Genomic DNA, 19,969 nt, shown 5'->3' on the forward strand with positions numbered 1-19,969 from the left:
GTTTAATGGAGGGCATTAAAACAATATAGGGAGCTTTTAATTTATTTTTTGGGGGGTGCAGGATGCTTTTTTTATTTGTTTTTTAAAAGTCGAATTCTGGATTTAAACGTTTTGTTTATAGATTTTGTATTTTAAAACTGTTTATAAAAAAGCCAGAATAATAGATATTCTGGCTTTTAATATTTTAACTGAAGTGGTTTTATTTAAAATTTAAACTCAAGACCAGTTCCGACGACAGGTTGTTTGTCTTTCGCATCCGCTTGTTTAAATGTTGCATAACCGGTGTACCCATAAGCTTTAACTTGTTTGTTAAAAGAGTAATCTACACCTGCCATGATTTGCTGGGCATCATAGTCTGCATCATTGTTCTTAAAGCTTGTGGTATTTTGGCTGTATTGCGCCTTAATATTCCATTTGTCATGGTCTGGAATGCGATATTCTGCACCGATCAGCCAGCCGATAGAGTCATCAATGTTGGCTGCACTTAGTGGATTGCCTTTGGCTTCCTCAATTTCAGATTTTTGAATCAATGCTTTGAGGGATAAAGCTTCCACGGGTTTGATACGTGCAGTTAATCGCAACGTATTGGCGGCAGCAAAAACTTTGTCTATATCTATATGGGTGTCTGATGCATTGAGAAAACCTCGACCGAGGAGATTGCTTGGAATGGCTTTGTCATAAGCAATTGCGGCGAGAAACATGGGATCTGAATAGGTCAAAGAAGTTGACCAAGCATCGCCTAAGCCACCACCATCAACAGTTACACCGCCTTGATTGCTTTTAATACCTTGCGCTTCACCTGTTGCTAAGAGTGCGCTAAATTCAAGATTTGCTTGTTCTCCAATAGAGAATTTTGGGGAGTCGTATACAACTGAGTTATTGATACGGTTTTCACCTGGCATAATGCTGGTAATATCTGCGGTGTTGCGAACATAGTTATTAAAGCTATCAACCGCAGTAGATAGTTTTTTTAACGGAGAATTGTTCTTACCGATCTTTAGAGTCCCTAATTTTTGATCCTTCAGTCCTATAAAACGATCTCGTTGTGACCAATCGGTTCCATCACCATCCGCATTAAATGACCATTCGATTTGGTAAATAGCACTGAGACGTTCTGTTAATTTTTCTTCACCTTTAATGCCGAGAAACGAGCTATTGCTGTTGACTTTCCATACGTCACGATCAGACTTGGTTGCATTATTTTCAGGTAAATAGTCGAGACTTGCATCAATCTCACCATAGATTTTTGGAGCAGCGATTGCTGAACTGGTAATAACCGTTAATATGCTGGCAATTAAAAAATTAACTTTCATTCATGTCATCCTAACAATTTAAAATTATGAATAAGCAACCGTCATTTCATTTAAATAAACAAAATATAAAATAGGCCATGCATTTGAAATAAAATATATTTCTTAAAGAATAGAAATATAAATTAGCTGAGCATAAGCCTTAAGCTGTATTTTCATAATTAAACATCTAAACTTGGATATGGCGTTTAAGTGTTTAAGCAATCCTTCGCTAAAGAATAGATTAATGCACGAGGCATGGCCTGTGAACTTATTCAATGCCGATTTTATGGTATTTAAATAGTTGTGGATATTTAATTTGATTATGAGGTGGTGCAGGGTATTTAATTTGATTATAAAAGCTGTTGCTAAATTTGTTTTTTAATATACACAATTAGACTTTAGTCTTAAATAAATCAGGGCTGAATAGAATATTTAATTATGAAAAGGATAAAAAAATATAGAGAAGGCAGATTCAGTATTTAAAACCCTTTTTTGAGCTTCAATAAAAAAACCGCTGACTATTGTCAGCGGTTTTTTATAGGGAGAGCAAGCCTTAGAAAAGGTTATTACTTTCAAAAAGCTGTTCAGTTAGGTTTAAGCTTGGAGTATTAAAGCTCTCAGTAAAGTTCGAATTAAAGACAGTTACCGAGACACTTTGAGACGATGAAGAGGTTGCACCAACTACAGAGTCTAAAATGTTCTCTACAACACTATTGCTATCGCCATTGATAGAAATAAAGCCACCTACATTACCGTTTATACAGCCACTTATGATCTCAGTAATTGAATCAAGAGGACTACCATTACCGCCTCCGATACCACCAATCATGCCACCACCAAGTAGATCATCACCCACGATATGTTGGATAATATCTGCAGCAGTAGAGCCATTAGTGATCAGTGTATCGATGACGCCTGTTGCATTACCGAACGCACCACTGAAGTCAGCACCTGCGAGATCAGAGATTGCTTCAAGAGTACCGTTGACCGTATCACGAGAAGTTTCAAAGGTAAGCGTACCAAGATTTGCGAGATCACTAATAGGGTGTTCACCTTGAGGGAAAACGCCAAGGATTGCATCAGCAACGGTGTTAATGCCTGTATTGATAAGATCAGTTTTCAGGCTTTCCACGCCTTGAAGGATATCAATACCTGTTTGAATCACACCTGTTACAGGGTTATTGCCAAGATCACCACCAGTAATGCCACCAATGATGCCTGTTAAGATATCAAGTGGGCTGCCGCCATCACCACCGCCGATACCGCCAATAATGCCAGTGATCAGATCAAGTGGACTACCATCACCACCAATGCCGCCGATACCACCAATGATGCCAGTGATTAGATCGAGTGGACTACCATCACCGCCACCGATACCGCCACCGATACCGCCAATGATGCCAGTGATTAGATCAAGTGGACTACCGTCGCCTCCAATGCCACCGATGCTTCCAAGGATACCGCCGCCAAGAAGATCATCACCCACGATATGTTGGATGATATCTGAGGCAGTTGAACCATTATTGATAAGTGTGCCAATTACACCCGTTGCATTGCCAAGCGCACCACCGAAGTCAGCACCTGCGAGATCAGAGATCGCTTCAAGGGTACCGTTGACTGTATCACGGGAAGTTTCAAAGGTAAGCGTGCCAAGATTTGCGAGATCACTGATAGGGTGTTCACCTTGAGGGAAAACGCCAAGGATTGCATTAGCCACGGTATTGATACCAGTATTGATAAGATCAGTTTTCAGGCTTTCCACGCCTTGAAGGATATCAATACCTGTTTGAATCACACCTGTTACAGGGTTATTACCAAGATCACCACCAGTAATGCCACCAATGATGCCTGTTAAGATATCAAGTGGACTACCGCCATCACCACCGCCGATACCACCAATGATGCCAGTGATCAGATCAAGCGGATTACCGTCACCGCCAATGCCACCGATACCACCAATGATGCCAGTGATCAGATCAAGCGGGTTACCGTCACCGCCAATGCCACTGATACCACCAATGATGCCTGTGATCAGATCGAGTGGACTACCATCACCACCAATGCCGCCGATACCACCAATGATGCCAGTGATCAGATCAAGTGGACTACCATCACCACCAATGCCGCCGATACCACCAATGATGCCAGTAATCAGATCAAGCGGACTACCATCGCCACCAATGCCACCACCGATGCTTTCAAGGATACCGCCACCCAAAAGATCATCACCCACGATATGTTGGATAATATCTGCGGCAGTTGAACCATTATTGATAAGTGTACCAATTACACCCGTTGCATTGCCAAGCGCACCACCGAAATTAGCACCTGCGAGATCAGAGATCGCTTCAAGGGTGCCATTGACTGTATCACGGGAAGTTTCGAAGGTGAGTGTACCAAGATTTGCGAGATCGCTGACAGGATGTTCAGCTTGAGGGAATACACCAGTGATTGCGTCAGCAACGGTGTTAATACCTGTATTGATAAGATCAGTTTTCAGGCTTTCCACGCCTTGAAGGATATCAATACCTGTTTGAATCACACCTGTTACAGGGTTATTGCCAATATCACCACCCGTAATGCCACCGATAATTCCAGTGATTGGACCGAGAGGACCACCGTCACCACCAGCAATACCGCCAATAATGCCCGTGATTGGATCAAGTAGACCAATATCACCGCTACCAATACCGCCAATGATTCCAGTGATTGGACTTAATAGACCACCGTCACCACCACCGCTGATGCCACCAATAATGCCAGTAATTGGGCTTAATAGACCACTATCACCACCAATGATTCCAGTAATTGGACTTAATAAGCCACCACTACCACCACCAATAATGCTGGTTACGGTATTTAAAGGGTTACTGTCGATATCATTGGTAATACTGCTAATTGTATTTGTAACCGTAGTTGGGGAAAGAATATTTGTAATTGTTGAAAGTGAAAGAGGTGCTAGAGCAGAACTGCTAGCCGACGAGGTATTACTGTCAATTAAGCTTGAGGTAATACTTTTTATGGGTGAAAGAAGACTTTTGAAGAGCATAATTTTACCTATATTTTTAAAGTTGTGTTGTTGTGATGCGATTATTTAATGATTACGTGTATTTTGTGATATGTGTCGCATTAGTCTTATTTAGTGTTATTCTTTTCAATAAATTTGTCAATCTGTGTGAAAATTAGCACTTAATTGTTAAATGTGGTTTAATATTAAGTAAGTCTTTGTATTTTAATAATTAATATTTTTATTTTAGTTAATCATCATATTCGCTATATTGGCCAAAGTGCTAATTTGTATAATAAATAATCTATATTTAACATTATAAATCAAATAATTGCAGTGTTTTGCAATAATTTTATTAAAATGTCCCTTAGCTGAAAACACTAATTTGTTAAATTTGTTATTCGTTTGAAATTAAATATTTCATCTGAAAGGTTTTTTATTTTTATATATAAAAATCATATGTTTGGGTGTGTTTATTTTTTTAAGAAAAAATAACGGAACTGCTTTTTTTAAGTTCTTTATGAGGTTTTTTTAATAAAACTTATTAATGTCATGGGGCTGTTAAGTCTGAAACAATAAAAGTAAGGATTACATGATAAAAAAACCGCCAACTACTGTCAGCGGTTTTTATCATTTGGAAGCGATTAGAAAAGACTACCATTCCCAAAGAGTTGTTCGTTTAAGTTCAAGCTTGGGAAAGATAGATTGTCTGTGAAGTTGGTTGATGTTCCACTCATTGAGAAGATTTGAGATGCAGATGTGGCACCGAGAACAGAGTCTAGAATATTGTCTACGCCACCATTCGAGCTGGTGCAACCACAGTTATCACCGACGTTGATTGCTAGTAAACCTGTAAGGTTACCGACAACATCTCCACTGAGAATACCTGTGATAGGAGCTAATACGCCGCCATCACCGCCACCGATACCACCACCAATAATGCCAGTGATTAGATCAAGCGGACTACCGTCGCCTCCAATGCCACCGATGCTTCCAAGGATACCGCCGCCAAGAAGATCATCACCCACGATATGCTGGATGATATCTGCGGCAGTTGAACCATTATTGATAAGTGTACCCATTACACCCGTTGCATTGCCAAGCGCACCACTGAAGTCAGCACCTGCGAGATCAGAGATCGCTTCAAGGGTGCCGTTGACTGTATCACGGGAAGTTTCGAAGGTGAGTGTACCAAGATTTGCGAGATCGCTGACAGGATGTTCAGCTTGAGGGAATACACCAGTGATTGCGTCAGCAACGGTGTTAATGCCTGTATTGATAAGATCAGTTTTCAGACTTTCCACGCCTTGAAGGATATCAATACCTGTTTGAATCACACCTGTTACAGGGTTATTGCCAAGATCACCACCAGTAATGCCACCAATGATGCCTGTTAAGATATCAAGTGGGCTGCCGCCATCACCACCGCCGATACCACCAATGATGCCAGTGACTAGATCAAGTGGGCTGCCGCCATCACCGCCGCCGATACCGCCAATAATGCCCGTGATCAGATCAAGTGGACTACCACCATCACCACCGCCGATACCACCAATGATGCCAGTGATGAGATCAAGTGGGCTACCACCATCACCGCCGCCGATACCACCAATGACACCCGTGATCAGATCAAGTGGACTACCACCATCATCACCGCCAATAATACTTGTGAGACCGCCAATTACGTTTGTAATTGGATTAAGCAAGCCACCACCCACATTTGGATCACCAATAATACCGCCAGCAATTCCTGTAATTGTACCGACAATACCAGTGCCACCATTGCCATCACCAGCAATGATACCGACAATATTGGTGACAGGGCTAAGTATATCTCCTTCACTGAGGCTATTTAGATCTAATACAGAAATTGCATTACCTGTGAAGTTAATTGGAATAGTGATTGGTGCAACGACACTTGCATCATCTCCGTTGCCATTTCCGATACCGTAGTTGTGTTCACCATTGCCAGCACCAATACCATTGAGCAAACCACCTAACAGGCCAGCGCCTGTACCGAAGCCATTGCCCGCACCATTACTGTTGTTAGTTGTGTCGTTATCTTCAACATGGTTGTTGGTGGTGGTTGATGAGTTATTGTTTGAGTTCGACGTCGCAGTGCCAAAGACAGAGATCGCATTGCCTGAGAGGTTAATTGGAACTGCTACTGGCATAACAATGCTGGCATCGTCGCCATTTCCATTGCCAATACCATAGTTATGTTCACCATTGCCCGCACCAATACCATTGAGCAAGCCACCTAGACCGAGTAATCCACCTGAACCACCGCCTGTGCCATTACCACCACCATTACTATTGTTGGTGCTATCGTTATCTTGAACGTAGTTGTTGGTTGTAGTCGATGAGTTGTTAGTTGAGTTTGAAGTTGCATTACCGAAGATTGAGAAGGCATTACCATTCGCACTGATTGGTACTGTGATTGGTGCGACAATACTTGCATCATCAGCAATACCATTACCGATGCCGTAGTTGTGTTCGCCATTTCCAGCAGCAATACCATTACCTATACCACCACCAGTACCATTGCCTGATCCATCGCCACCGCTATTGCTGTTATTCGTGGTGTCATTGTCTTGGAAATAGTTGTGGGTTGTGGTTGATGAGTCATTGGTTGAGTTAGAGGTGGCATTACCAAAGATCGAGAAGGCATTCCCGTTGGCACTGATTGGGGTGGTGATTGGGGTAACGACGGCAGCATCATCCGCTATCCCATTGCCAATACCATAGTTATGTTCGCCATTACCTGCGCCAATACCATTGAGCAACCCGCCTAGGCCATTGCCAGATGAACCACCGACACCGCCGCCGCTATTACTATTGTCGATGCTGTCATTGTCTTGGAAATAGTTTGAGGTTGTGGTGGAGGAGTTGTTGACGGAATTGGAAGTAGCATCACCAAAGATTGAGAAGGCATTCCCGTTGGCACTGATTGGGGTGGTAATCGGTGCAACTACAGCAGCATCATTGGCAATCCCATTACCAATACCATAGTTTTTGTCACCATTCCCAGCTGCTGCGCCATTGCCCCAACCACCAATACCGTTACCTGCACTGCCATCACCAACTAAGCCACTACCACTGTTGCTATTGTTGGTAGTGTCGTTATCTTCAAAATGGTTGATTGCTGTTGTAGATGAGTCATTAACTGAGTTAGAAGTTGAGTTCCCGAAGATAGAGAAGGAGTTACCTAAAGCGTTAACTGGACTTGTAATCGGCATAACCACACTCGCATCGTCACCATTACCATTGCCGATACCATAGTTTTGTTCGCCATTACCCGAGCCTACGCCATTGAGTAAGCCACCACCAATACCATTGCCAGAAGCGCCATCTATACCTGCACTACTGTTGCTATTGTCAGTACTGTCATTGTCTTCAATATAATTGACCGTCGTGGTTGAACCATTATTAACGGAGTTGTTAGTCGAGTCACCAAAAACTGCAAAGGAGTTGCCTAGACCGTTGATTGGCATAGTGATCGGCGCAACAACACTCGCATCATCGCCGTTTCCATTACCAATACCGTAGTTGTGCTCGCCATTACCTGCACTGACGCCATTTAATAAGCCACCGCCGATACCGTTGCCAGCACTGCCATTAACGCCACTACCACTATTGCTGTTATCGGTGCTGTCATTATCAAATACATAGTTTGAGGTTGTTGTTGAAGCGTCATTGGTTGAAGCATTATGCGAGTTGCCAAAGAATGAGAAGTCGTTGCCTAGACCATTGAGTGGGGTAGTAATTGGCATCACAATACCTACATCATCGCCATTACCATTGCCGATACCATAGTTCTGTTCGCCATTGCCTGAGGCTGGGCCATTGCCCCAGCCGCCAATACCATTGCCTGCATTACCTGTGCCGCTATTGCTGTTGTTGATTGTGTCATTGTCTTCAACAATATTGGTGGTGTTGGTCGATGCAATATTGGTCGAACTGTTAGTGGGTTGATCTGGATCTGAATTGCCGAACCAAGAAACATTATTGCCCATTACATTGACAGGCGTAACGATCGGCGAAGTCCAATCTGCATCTGTACCATTGCCATTGCCAATACCGTAATTTTTATCGCCATTACCTGCACTGACACCATTCAGCAATCCACCAATACCATTGCCAGTTGCACCATCTAGACCTGTGCCGTTATTACTATTGTTGGTGGTATCGTTGTCTTGGACATGATTGAGTGTGTTGGTTGGAGCTGTATTTGTCGATGAAACACCGCCGCCGCTAGTACCACCAAATGAGTTGCCGAGAACATTGAATGGTGTTGTAACTGGTGTGGTTATACCAACATCATCGCCATTTCCGTTACCAATGCCGTAGTTTTGTTCGCCATTGCCTGATGCAGGTCCATTGCCCCAACCACCCATACCATTGCCTGTACTACCATCTGCACCAATACCATTATTGCTATTATTGGTGGTGTCATTGTCTTGAACGATATTTGAAGTTGTGGTTGGTGCTGTATTCACAGAGTTGACTTCACCACCGCCAATTCCTGCGAATGAGTTACCTAATACTTGGAAGGGTGTTGACCATGGTGCAACGACACTGGCATCATCGCCGTTACCATTACCGATGCCATAGTTATGTTCGCCATTTCCAGCAGATACACCATTTAACAACCCACCAGCGTTGCCATTGCCTACGGCACCAGCGCCATTGTTACTGTTGTTGGTGGTATCGTTGTCTTCGATGACATTGGAGGTCGTGGTTGGTGCAGTATTGACTGAGTTAACGTCACCACCACCAATGCCTGCGACTGAATTACCCAGAGCTTGAAATGGTGCAGTGACAGGTATGGTGATATCAGCGTCATCGCCGTTGCCATTACCGATACCATAGTTTTGTTCACCGTTACCTGCACCAATCCCATTTAACCAGCCGCCACCATTACCATTGCCTGCAGTACCAGTTCCATTGTTATTGTTGTTGGTGGTGTCATTGTCTTGAATATGCGTGGATGAGGTAGTTGGTGCAGTATTGATAGAATTCACTTCACCACCGCCAATCCCAGCAATTGAATTACCCACGGCTTGAACAGGCGTTGTCCAAGGTACAGTGACATTTACATCATCACCGTTACCATTCCCAATCCCATAATTATGCTCGCCATTGCCAGCTGCAACACCATTGAGTATGCCACCGCCATTTCCATTACCCGCAGCACCTACACCACTATTACTGTTGTTGTTGGTATCGTTGTCTTCAATTACTGTAGTGGAGCTAGTGGGAGTGGTATTGACTGAGTTAACATCTCCGCCCCCAATTGCAGCGAAAGAGTTGCCTAATGCTTCAAATGGCACAGTGACAGGTGTGGTGACATTGACGTCATCTCCATTGCCATTACCGATGCCGTAGTTGTGTTCACCATTGCCAGCTGCAACTCCATTAAGGAAGCCGCCATTACTACCATTGCCCGCAGAGATACCTGAATTGCTATTGTCTGTGCTGTCGTTGTCCGTAATATGGACTGAAGAAGAGGTGGTTGAAGTATTGACTGAGGTGACAGGTGAGGCTTCACCTAGCCAAGAATAAGAATTACCAAGAGAGTGAAATGCCGTTGTAAATGGATAAGTAAAGTTCAGACCATCACCATTACCCACACCAATACCATAGTTCTGATCGCCATTACCTGCTGCAATGCCATTGAATAGACCATCATCAACTTGAGTACCACTATTACTATTGTTTGTCGTGGTACTTTCCTCGACATGAACTTGTTTTACCGTCGATACAGTATTGACAGAAGATGATGATGTTCCTTGGCTATTGCTACTCGCAAGAGACAGTATATTTGTAATGGGTGATAAAATACTTTTAAATAACATGTCGGTATACCTATATATAATTATTGAAGTTTTGTTTTTAATTTACCTTAATAATTATGTGACTCCTGTCTCATAATCCATGTAATAGTATTTATTGGTTATCCTTGTTATGTCAATATTGTTATGTGTATCATATTTTTAACGCAATTAAATTTAATATAAATCAATAGACTAGCTTTCTACTTTTGTTTTTTTATTAGAAATTCTACATATATTGAGTGAATCAACTCAAATTATTTATAAAAATTATATAATATGAATTCCAATGTGCTGACATATCCCCGATTAATTCAATTTAATCTTAATAATAATGCTGGAATTTGAATGCTTATTAAAAAATACTCTAACTAATGTTTAATGGAATTATAAGGTTAGGAAGTTTTGGTATAGAAGTCTCTTTCTTCTGGAGATCGTTAACATGTGCAAAAAGAGCAATCTCTAGCCAGTTGATCATGATCTAGTGAAAAAGAGCTTATCAATTGAGAAAAAATACGTATAATGCCCAACATCAAATATGCGCTCATAGCTCAGCTGGATAGAGCACTTGGCTACGAACTAAGGGGTCGGGAGTTCGAATCTCTCTGAGCGCACCAATTTGAAAAAAAGAAACCGCTTCAATGCGGTTTTTTTTGTGCCTGTGGTTTTTAGTGTTTGGTTCGTATTTTTTGTACAAACACGGTATTCCCACCAACGGCAGGTAAAGTATCGTGATAAGGAAGACTGCGCATTGCTCTTAATAAAAATGGAGCTTTTTCGTCGATTTTCATGGCTGTCGTCATTTTAAACAAAGCACCTTGATCCACTGTATTTATCTGCATTCGCCCTTTGATATAGCGTAAATCTCCGCCATTAGCATGGAAATTATTTTCAGTTTTTTCTGGATAGTTAAATTGCAATTTAAAAGCGAATGGAATATTAATCACACCTAAACCAACATTGACCTGTATATCGGCATCCTGACTTTGATTTTGAATGGGTGTAGTGCTCACTTTTTTAATTTGACGTGGAAATAACTCCTTATAAGTTGTTGGGGCAAGCCATTTTTGTAGCTGTTGAGGAGTTTGCTTATAGAACTGGAATGTTGTGGTAAAGCGCATGGGTTCCCGACCATGTGTATAAGCAATCGTGGTTGGAGAATGTAGGAAACTTACGGGTTGTTGAGCAGCTTGACTCAGTTGTGCAATTTTAACTAATTGGGCAGGCGTAAGTTGTGGAGATGGCATTTGACCCGCGGGGAGTGCTGCTGGGATGAGTGGATTAAAACGCGTTCTTAATGACTCCAAGATAAAAGCGTTGCCGCTGCTGGGAATGCCAAGCCTCACTTCGGGAATCGCACCCAGAATTTTTTTAACTAAAAAACCTTGAGGCTGATTTAAATCCCCCCATTGCGTTAGGGTGATTAAAGTTCGATTTTCATCTAAAGCAAACCATTCAAATTTACCCACACCATAGGGAATAGGGGCATCAATCACCAGGGTTGAAATACTATTTTCAGTCAATTGGTGTTGCATGATGATATTTTCATTAAAGTTTAAAACAGGGATGGGGGTTGGTATCGAAACACGATATTTCATCTGTGTGATATTGCCAGATTGAGCTAATGTTTTCGCAGATTTCAGTGTGGGGAACAGACCAACATATTGATTAAAGTCGGTCAGTGTTTTTTCAACCTGTTGTGCATTCACAGGAACAATCATCGCAGCTGTCGTAAAGTTTGCGGTTGGCTGAGGATTATTCTTTAGGGTCGGAACTGAGGTCTTTACTGCTGGATGCCCGTAGATAAAAATGTCATTTTGTGTATAGCTTGCCAGAATTTTTGGCTGATTTTGAAATGGTTGCAAAGCACTCGGAATATTATCCGTCCATGTAATGAGCTGTGCAAAGCTGTACTGTGCTGAACAACATAAAAAAATTGTAAATAGAGCAATAAAACGAGACATCACATTCCTTTGATTTTTTTCTGGTGATTTCAACTACAACAATTTATAACTTTTTTCTGCTGAGGAAATAGCCCTATTATGTAAAAGGAGTCTGAATGATGACAAACTGGTGTAATATCTATGCCTGTCTATGATCACCCGAATTGAAGTGTTATATGTCTGAACAGCGTCCAACCATATCCGCACGTTTTTATCTTAATTTAGAAGAATCTCAAGATGGCTTTGCTTTAGTCACTTTTGGCAAAAAACCGATCACTCGTTTTCTTACACCCGCAATTAGTATCGCCATTATCCTTTGGGGGATTTATTTGGGTTTCACTGGGGTAGGTCGTTACTATGTGGCGCTGGGAGTTTTCTTCTTGATCATGCAAGCGATTATGCGTTTTTGGTTGTTGCCGTTGTTATTTAAGCGTCAGTTTGTACGTTATCAATTTGGAAAAAGCGAGCAAGGTATTGATTTATATCAAGACTATTTTGAGTTGTATGCCGCTGGTAAGAAACAGAAAGCACAATATAGCGAAGTACAATCTTTTGTAATTGGTAAATTAACTTATATGTTGGAACTTAAAAATCAGACAGTCGTGATCGTACCTAAACGTATTTTTACCGATCCAGCAGATCAAAATAAGTTTGAAAATAGCTTTAAAAAATAGTTGTAAAGATAAATAACGGTTCAAAGCAACAAGGAGTTTTCATGAGTACGCAGCCTTCAAAAATTGTTTGTGTTGGCAGAAATTATGCTGAACATGCGAAAGAGTTGGGGAATGCTGTCCCAGATCGTCCAATTTTATTTATGAAACCACCGAGCAGTCTTGCTACCCTCGCACAGGGCGTCGCTTGGAATCAGGCATTGGGTGAGTGTCACTACGAATGTGAAATTTGTTTGCAAATTGCACATCCTTTATCGCAAGAAACCGATAAGGCCAAAGCTTTAGAAGCGATTGGTGCGATTACGTTGGGTTTGGATTTAACTTTGCGTGATTTGCAAAGTGAATTGAAAAACAAAGGACAGCCTTGGGAACGTGCTAAGGCTTTTGATGGTGCTTGCATATTGGCAGATTGGATTGAGGCAGATGAAATCGGTGATCTACAAGAATTAGAATTAGTTCTAATGATCAATGGTGAACAGCGCCAGCATGGTTTTACTCGGGATATGTTGTTTGATATCGGGGCACTGTTGGTCGAAATTAATCAGTCATTTAGTTTGCAAACAGGTGATGTGATTATGACGGGAACACCTGCAGGAGTAGGTGCCTTAAAACCCAATGATCAACTTACGATGAAATTAATTACTCAATCTGGAGAATATGATTGGGATACCTTTGTTAAAGCATAAGAATGAGTAATATGACGCTGGTATTAAGGTATCAGCGTTTTTTAAGTTAAAAAACGAGAAAAAAGAATGAAAATAGGGCTGTATCTAACACTGTTTTTGATCACCAGTTTTGTTCATGCCAAGCAACTTGCGTTGAGTTTCGATGATGGAGTAAATCCCGATTTAAATATTCAAGCCTTAGCGATTAATCAGCATATTTTAGAGCAACTTCATCAACATCAACTCAAAAGTATTATTTATCCGAGTGTGATCAAGATTGGTGATTATGCGGGTTTACAGTTGGTTGCTGAATGGGGAAAACAAGGGCATCAAATTGGTAACCATAGTGAACTTCATCTTAATTTAAATAAAGACAGTATCAGCAGCCAGCAATACATTGATGGAATTCGGCGAGCAGAGCAAGTGTTTCAACCTTTACAAGGTTGGGTCGCGAGATATCGTTATCCTTTTCTAAAAGAAGGTGATACCCGAGAGAAAAGAGATACGGTTATTGAATATCTCAAACAGCATAATTACCAGTCGGGTGCAGTGAGTATAGATGCCAGTGATTGGTTTTATAATCAAAAATACCTGTTTTATCAAAAGCATCATCAGAATGAGCAGCTTGAAAAATTAAAACAAGCATACTTACATCATTTGCTCAGTCGGGCTGCTTATTATGATCAATTGGCAATTGATACAATTGGATATTCACCAAAACATGTGCTGTTATTACATGTAAATGCCATTAATGCTGCTTTTCTGGATGATGTGATGATTGCATTTCAACAACAGGGTTGGCAGTGGATTGACAGTCAGAAAGCTTATACCGATCCTTTGTACCAACAATCGTCAATGGTTTTACCTGCTGGAGAAAGCATTATTTGGTCATTGGCAAAACAGCAAGGTCGTGCCGATCTACGTTATCCAGCAGAAGATGCGCCTTATGAACAAGAAAATTTAAAGCGGTTTGGCTTATTGTAAGGAACTTCCCTGATACAATTTCCGAAATTGATCTGGGGTAAAATTCATCCAACGTTTAAACATATAAATAAAGGCCGATGAACTTGCATAGCCTAAATCTAATGCAATACTTTCAATCGTTCTACCTTGATTGAGCATTGACATTGCTTTCATCACCTTGAGACGTTGCCGCCATTCATGTAACGACATGCCAAGCTCCTTTTGACTATAACGTGCCAAGGTTCTTTCCGTCATATTTATCATTTCTGCAAGCTGCTGCAGCGTACTATTATCGGCTGGATGCGCATGTAAATGACTTAATATTTTGGATAAGGCAGGGTGTTGTGTGGTGGGTAAATAACTTCCTACCAGTTCAGCATGTGTCAAAGCATCTAGTAGGACTTGGAGTAAGCGTAAATATTCTGGATCCTGTTCTGAAAATGGGTATTTACGAATGTGTTCGAGCAAAGCTGGCACCAAAGGCGCAGTCAGTAGGATACCCGCTTGTTGTGGCATGTTTTGGCACAAGCTTTCGTGGACATACAAAGTACAGTGCGTGACCTCATTACGATTGATCCCGCTATGCTGTAAATGAGGAGGTAGCCAAATCCCATAAGGTGGAGGCGTAAGATAATGAATCTGATCAATACTCACCTCAAGCACCCCATCAAAAGTATAGATAAATTCGCCCCAGGCATGGGCATGTTTGGGATAAAAGGTTTCAGCAGGCGCATCGCGGATACGTAGCCACAAAGAAGCAGGGATATCGTCGTAGGCAGGAAGCTCCTGAAAATCTTGGATGCGATGTGCTGATTTTTTCATAATATGAGAATTGCCTGAAAACATGCATGCATTGTCTGAATCTCACTATATCATCAAAATATGACAGCTTTATATTGACTTTCTAATTATAAAATTGGGAGCGAGCAATGGATGAGCGTAAAACATTAGATGCACGAGCATCTGGTCTTATGATCGGACTCTGCATGATTTGGGGATTACAACAAGTCATTCTAAAAATGGCAGCTCCTGATATTTCTCCTCTTATGCAAATCGCGCTACGTTCGGGCTTAGCTGCAATTTTGTTATTGCCTTTATTGTATTTGGATAAAGCCGCTAAATTATTCAATCGACAAAATCTTCAAGCGGGTGCTTTGGTTGCCTTTTTATTCTCTTTAGAGTTCTTTTTGTTGGCTCAGGCATTGCAATGGACCTCGGCTTCACATGCGGTGGTGTTGCTATATACCGCTCCGATTTTTGTGGCATTGGGTCTACATTGGAAATTACCCTCTGAACGTTTAAGTTGGTTGCAATGGAGTGGTATTGCTCTGGCTTTTATTGGCATTGTCGTGACATTTATACGAGGACAATCAGGGGCATCATCGGCGATTGAGCAACAAATGCTTTGGGGAGATTTGTTGGCATTGGCTGCTGGTATTGCTTGGGCGGCAACCACGGTTACCGTACGTTTATCTTCTTTGGCTCAAGCCGCAGTAACTCAGACGTTATTCTATCAACTGGCGGGGAGTTTCATTTTATTATTTGGGCTGGCTGTGTTTCTGGGACAGGCAAGTATTCATTTTACCCCGTTAGTGATTGGCAGTTTGGCCTTCCATACTCTCGTGGTGTCTTTTGCAAGTTTTTTAGCTTGGTTCTGGTTACTCAGAAATTATTTAGCTTCACGTTTAGGCGTATTCTCTTTTTTAACCCCCTTGTTTGGGATCATTTTTGGAGTATGGTTGCTCGATGAGCGAATTGAACCTAACTTTGTGCTCGGCTCAATTCTGGTGTTAGCGGGAATTGTGGTAGTGAGCTTACAGGGTTGGTTGAAAAAATAGCCCCAATATGAGGGGCTATCAAATCATTTTTGTTCAAAAATAGTGGATAACGGAATAGAAAGTTTAGCCGCTAAATAGTCATTGCTTTCAATGAGTGCAGGTCCAATTTTTTCCATCCATTCATCATCCGCATGAATATTGCCGACATCATCCCGTAATGGCAGTGGATATGGCAGTGCGGTGAAGAAACTCCAAAAATCAACTTGAGCTAAATTGCGCACTAAAACATATTCATCATTGTCTGTACGTTTAATCAGATTCTGTGTTTCTAATTGCAGAATATAGGACGGCAAACGCCCAAGCTCACCACGACCTACAATATCCAGCAGTTCAAGCTCATTTACACTATTTCCAACTTGTTGCTTTTTATAAAACAGCTCTAAGATATCTAATAACATCACGATTGGATGACGCTTTTGCTCCTTACCTGAGTGAAATGCAGTGAGTGCATAACTGATTTCCACACCGAGTAAAATAATATTCCAAGACAAAAAGATCCAAAGTAGAAAAATAGGAACGGCAGCAAAAGCACCGTAAACGATTTCATAGCTGGTAAAGTTACTCATAATCCAGCCAAATAAACGTTTTAAAACTTCAAACACTGTCGCACTAAAACAAGCTGCGATGATAGCTGAGTAAATCGGGACATTACGGTTAGGAATGGTCCAATACAAAATGAAAAAACCAACAATGGTTAATAGAAATGAAATTAACCATAAAAGGAAAGCGCCATTTAGCTGATAGCCTGCAAAGTTATTACTCAGAATATTCATTGAAGCGACCGTAGAGGAGAGCGCAAATGCACTCCCTAATAGAATCGGACCCAAAGAAATAATCGTCCAATAACGCATAAAACCGACTAAGCCCGTACGTGTTTCTTTGACACGCCAAATACGATTAAAAACGTTCTCAATTGATGAAAGCATTAATACGGTTGTGACAAATAGAAATAAGATACCAATAATGGTCAAATTGCTAGATTTATCAGTAAAGGCACTTAAAGCCTTATCAAAAGCTATGGTGCTTTTAGGTAAAAAATTACTATAAATCAATTGCTGCAGTTGTTGTCGTGCCGGTTCTAATGCTTTGATGGAAGAAATAATAACCAAAAACACAGTCAGCATTGGGACAACTGCAAACAGAGTGGTATAAGTCAGGGAGCCTGCTTGTTCTCGACAACGGTCAGCTTCAAAACGGCGCAATACAAAGACGATAAATTGAAACCAAGTTTTCTCTAAAAAAGACAGTTTTTTGAGATAACGGTTTAAGATCATAGGTTCTATCCTAGTTATTTTTCATTAAGATCTTGTAAAGTGCACAAGATCAACAACAACTCAAAAGGTAAAAATGTCGTATAGTGTTCTTAACTTAGCAAAATTTTGAAAAGTGATGCAACCTTACGTTCTTGTGCTTTATTACAGCAAATATGGTTCTACTCAGCAAATGGCGCACTTGATCGCCGATGGCATCGAGTCAGCTGGGATGAATGTTCGGATTCGAACGGTACCGAATCTTTCAACCGTGGTGACAGAGACGCAACCAAGTATACCTGCAGAAGGTGACATATATTGTAGCTTAGATGATCTTGCACAGTGTTCAGGCTTAGCTTTGGGGTCGCCTACTCGATTTGGCAATATGGCCAGCGAAATGAAATATTTTTGGGATCAGACCACCAGTTTATGGCTCAATGGTGCTTTGCATAATAAACCTGCTTGTGTCTTCACCTCTTCGGGTTCGATGCATGGTGGGCAAGAAAGTACATTACTGACGATGTTACCACCTCTATTTCACCATGGCATGATGATCCTAGGTTTACCAAATTCTATTCCTGCATTATCGAATACCAAAACGGGTGGTACGCCGTATGGTGCCAGCCATGTCAGTGGGCCACGTCATGATCAAAGTCTGAGTCAGGATGAAAAAACCTTGTGTGAAGCTCAAGGTAAACGCTTAGGCGAACTGGTTAAAAAGCTAATTTGAAAATAAAAAATGGGAGCTTATGCTCCCATTTGTTTTACTTTTTCAACTGCCAGTCATAAATATTTTTACGATAAGCGTACCAAATCATCCAAAGGCCAATAATGATCATTGGGAAACTTAGAATTTGCCCTTTGGTCATCCAACCAAATAAGATAAACCCTTGATCTGCATCGGGTTGACGGAAAAATTCCATAAAGAAACGTGCCACACCATATCCAGTCAAGAAGACCGCTGATACAGCCATGCGTGGGCGAGGTTTCGAGCTAAACCACCATAAAATGATGAAGAGTAATAAACCTTCACACAGTGCTTGGTAGATCTGGGATGGATGACGGACCAAGCCTAGCGGGTCAGTGGGGAAAATCATACCAAATGGATAACTAGGGTCTTGAACTTGACGACCATACAGTTCACCCCCAATAAAGTTTCCGATGCGACCAAACATTAGACCCGTGGGTACGCAAGGTGCGATAAAGTCCAGTGTTTGGAACCAGGTTTTTTGGTATTTCTTACACCAAAATAACATGGCGATTATTACACCAAGAAAACCTCCATGAAAGCTCATGCCACCTGTCCAAACTTGGAATAGCCATAATGGGTCTTCGATAAATTTTCCAAACTCATAAAACAAGACATAGCCGACACGACCACCCAGCACCACACCGAGTGCCCCATAAAATACGAGATCTGAAACCATGTCTCCTGTCCAACCATCACGCTGTTTTGCGCGATAAGAGGCAAGACCCCATGCAAATAGGAATGCCAATAAATACATGAGTCCATACCAATGCACTTGTACTGGTCCCAAGCTTAGTGCAACTGGGTCTATATTTGGATAGGTCAGCATTGCTGTTCCTCAATTTAGAATTTGAAATTAAGTTTTGAACAGATTGTAGCGGAAAGATGTGAAAAATGTTGTACATTCAATGTGTAAAGATGTGAGAACAAAATCAATGTGTATTGTCGCTTTTGCATGGCATGTTCTTGAGGAAATGCCACTTTGCTTAATTTCAAATCGAGATGAATTTTATCATCGCCCTAGCGCGCGCTTACATGCATGGGAAAATAGCGCCATTATTGCTGGACAGGATTTACAGTCAGGTGGGACATGGATGGGGGTGACGGCATCTGGACGCTGGGCGATTGTAACTAACTTTCGCAATGGACGAGATAAAAATCAATATCAAACTTCAAGAGGTCATTTGATTCAGACCTTTTTAGAAAGTGAATTAACGCCCATCCGTTTTGCACAACAGTTAGAGTTAAAACAACAAGAATATGCGGGTTTTAACTTATTTGTAGGTGATCGTGATCAAGCTGTTTATATGAGTAATCGCGGAGAAGCCCCGCAAGTTCTCGCCAATGGTGTTTATGTTGTTTCAAATGGTTTGATGTCAGAAGATTGGGAAAAAACCAAGCATTTGCGTAAGCGCTTTACCCAAGAGTTTTTACCGATGTTACAACAGCCGAATCTTGCTGAAGTGGCACTAGATCATGCAGTTTGGGACATTTTGGAAGATGAGCGTAAAGTCATACCTGATCTGCTCCCTGATACGGGGATTAATGCTGAGATGGAGGCTTTATTGTCCTCGACATTTATTCAAAGTCCAATCTATGGCACACGCTGTTCCAACTTTTTACGTATGAACCAGCAGCAATGGCGATGGGTAGAGAAAACCCAACAAGGCGAACAATACGGGGAAGTTGTAGAACAAAAGGTGAGTTTATTGTAATGAAAAAAAACCATGCTATCCGAAAATAGCATGGTTTGAATGG

At 41.4% G+C, this 19,969-nt stretch carries 13 protein-coding genes and 1 tRNA gene; 7 read left to right on the forward strand and 7 right to left on the reverse strand.

From position 1 onward, the window contains the following. Positions 1-203 precede the first annotated feature (203 nt). From DK207_RS13075 to DK207_RS13090, 3 genes are all read right to left on the reverse strand, one after another. Positions 204-1,313, reverse strand: coding sequence for a porin (locus DK207_RS13075; RefSeq protein WP_109441545.1), 1,110 nt, complete (start codon positions 1,311-1,313; stop codon positions 204-206). 532 nt (positions 1,314-1,845) lie between these two features. Then, positions 1,846-4,341: a hypothetical protein gene (locus DK207_RS15890; protein WP_162540235.1), complete on the reverse strand. Its 2,496-nt coding sequence runs from the start codon at positions 4,339-4,341 to the stop codon at positions 1,846-1,848. Between the two features lie 602 nt (positions 4,342-4,943). Beyond that, positions 4,944-10,157, reverse strand: a complete 5,214-nt coding sequence (locus DK207_RS13090) for a beta strand repeat-containing protein (protein ID WP_109441547.1) — start codon at positions 10,155-10,157, stop codon at positions 4,944-4,946. Between the two features lie 516 nt (positions 10,158-10,673). Here DK207_RS13090 and DK207_RS13095 point away from each other — a divergent pair. Beyond that, a tRNA-Arg gene (locus tag DK207_RS13095) sits at positions 10,674-10,750 on the forward strand. 51 nt (positions 10,751-10,801) lie between these two features. Here DK207_RS13095 and DK207_RS13100 read toward each other — a convergent pair. After that, the gene (locus DK207_RS13100; RefSeq protein WP_109441548.1) at positions 10,802-12,097 is read right to left on the reverse strand and encodes a hypothetical protein; all 1,296 of its coding nucleotides are present in this window, start codon (positions 12,095-12,097) and stop codon (positions 10,802-10,804) included. Between the two features lie 155 nt (positions 12,098-12,252). Between DK207_RS13100 and DK207_RS13105 the strand changes: the two genes are divergently transcribed. The 3 genes from DK207_RS13105 (at position 12,253) to DK207_RS13115 (ending at position 14,396) form a co-directional block, all read left to right on the forward strand. Beyond that, positions 12,253-12,750, forward strand: a complete 498-nt coding sequence (locus tag DK207_RS13105; RefSeq protein ID WP_109441549.1) for a YcxB family protein — start codon at positions 12,253-12,255, stop codon at positions 12,748-12,750. Positions 12,751-12,758: 8 nt separating this feature from the next. Then, positions 12,759-13,433, forward strand: a complete 675-nt coding sequence (locus tag DK207_RS13110; protein WP_265735796.1) for a fumarylacetoacetate hydrolase family protein — start codon at positions 12,759-12,761, stop codon at positions 13,431-13,433. 66 nt (positions 13,434-13,499) lie between these two features. After that, positions 13,500-14,396, forward strand: a complete 897-nt coding sequence (locus DK207_RS13115) for a polysaccharide deacetylase family protein (RefSeq protein WP_109441551.1) — start codon at positions 13,500-13,502, stop codon at positions 14,394-14,396. Here DK207_RS13115 and DK207_RS13120 read toward each other — a convergent pair. After that, a complete protein-coding gene (locus DK207_RS13120; protein ID WP_109441594.1) occupies positions 14,388-15,197 on the reverse strand; it encodes an AraC family transcriptional regulator in 810 nt (269 codons plus the stop codon). The two genes, DK207_RS13115 and DK207_RS13120, sit on opposite strands and share 9 nt — an antisense overlap. Before the next feature lie 107 nt (positions 15,198-15,304). Between DK207_RS13120 and DK207_RS13125 the strand changes: the two genes are divergently transcribed. Continuing rightward, positions 15,305-16,213 (forward strand): DMT family transporter, encoded by a 909-nt coding sequence (locus DK207_RS13125; protein WP_109441552.1) that lies wholly within the window; start codon positions 15,305-15,307, stop codon positions 16,211-16,213. Positions 16,214-16,236: 23 nt separating this feature from the next. Here the strand turns inward: DK207_RS13125 and DK207_RS13130 are convergent, their stop codons facing one another. Further along, positions 16,237-17,487: a YihY family inner membrane protein gene (locus DK207_RS13130; RefSeq protein WP_109441553.1), complete on the reverse strand. Its 1,251-nt coding sequence runs from the start codon at positions 17,485-17,487 to the stop codon at positions 16,237-16,239. 115 nt (positions 17,488-17,602) lie between these two features. Here DK207_RS13130 and wrbA point away from each other — a divergent pair, with 115 nt between their 5' ends. Continuing rightward, positions 17,603-18,193: an NAD(P)H:quinone oxidoreductase gene (gene wrbA / locus DK207_RS13135; protein WP_109441554.1), complete on the forward strand. Its 591-nt coding sequence runs from the start codon at positions 17,603-17,605 to the stop codon at positions 18,191-18,193. Positions 18,194-18,227: 34 nt separating this feature from the next. Here the strand turns inward: wrbA and lgt are convergent, their stop codons facing one another. Continuing rightward, entirely contained in the window at positions 18,228-19,040 is an 813-nt protein-coding gene (gene lgt / locus DK207_RS13140) for a prolipoprotein diacylglyceryl transferase (protein WP_109441555.1), read from the reverse strand. 106 nt (positions 19,041-19,146) lie between these two features. On the opposite strand from lgt, the gene DK207_RS13145 reads away from it, so the two are divergent. Beyond that, complete coding sequence (locus DK207_RS13145) at positions 19,147-19,926, forward strand: NRDE family protein (RefSeq protein WP_109441556.1); 780 nt, start codon at positions 19,147-19,149, stop codon at positions 19,924-19,926. The last annotated feature ends 43 nt before the right edge of the window (positions 19,927-19,969 follow it).

This window comes from Acinetobacter haemolyticus, from assembly GCF_900406815.1.
GTDB lineage: Bacteria > Pseudomonadota > Gammaproteobacteria > Pseudomonadales > Moraxellaceae > Acinetobacter > Acinetobacter haemolyticus_A.

What these genes read in the sequence shown, in the direction of transcription:
- DK207_RS13075 (WP_109441545.1), bottom strand. Translation starts at nt 1,313, where the DNA reads ATGAAAGTTAATTTTTTAATTGCCAGCATATTAACGGTTATTACCAGT.
- DK207_RS15890 (WP_162540235.1), bottom strand. Translation starts at nt 4,341, where the DNA reads ATGCTCTTCAAAAGTCTTCTTTCACCCATAAAAAGTATTACCTCAAGC.
- DK207_RS13090 (WP_109441547.1), bottom strand. Translation starts at nt 10,157, where the DNA reads ATGTTATTTAAAAGTATTTTATCACCCATTACAAATATACTGTCTCTT.
- DK207_RS13100 (WP_109441548.1), bottom strand. Translation starts at nt 12,097, where the DNA reads ATGTCTCGTTTTATTGCTCTATTTACAATTTTTTTATGTTGTTCAGCA.
- DK207_RS13105 (WP_109441549.1), top strand. Translation starts at nt 12,253, where the DNA reads ATGTCTGAACAGCGTCCAACCATATCCGCACGTTTTTATCTTAATTTA.
- DK207_RS13115 (WP_109441551.1), top strand. Translation starts at nt 13,500, where the DNA reads ATGAAAATAGGGCTGTATCTAACACTGTTTTTGATCACCAGTTTTGTT.
- DK207_RS13120 (WP_109441594.1), bottom strand. Translation starts at nt 15,197, where the DNA reads ATGAAAAAATCAGCACATCGCATCCAAGATTTTCAGGAGCTTCCTGCC.
- DK207_RS13125 (WP_109441552.1), top strand. Translation starts at nt 15,305, where the DNA reads ATGGATGAGCGTAAAACATTAGATGCACGAGCATCTGGTCTTATGATC.
- DK207_RS13130 (WP_109441553.1), bottom strand. Translation starts at nt 17,487, where the DNA reads ATGATCTTAAACCGTTATCTCAAAAAACTGTCTTTTTTAGAGAAAACT.
- wrbA (WP_109441554.1), top strand. Translation starts at nt 17,603, where the DNA reads ATGCAACCTTACGTTCTTGTGCTTTATTACAGCAAATATGGTTCTACT.
- lgt (WP_109441555.1), bottom strand. Translation starts at nt 19,040, where the DNA reads ATGCTGACCTATCCAAATATAGACCCAGTTGCACTAAGCTTGGGACCA.
- DK207_RS13145 (WP_109441556.1), top strand. Translation starts at nt 19,147, where the DNA reads ATGTGTATTGTCGCTTTTGCATGGCATGTTCTTGAGGAAATGCCACTT.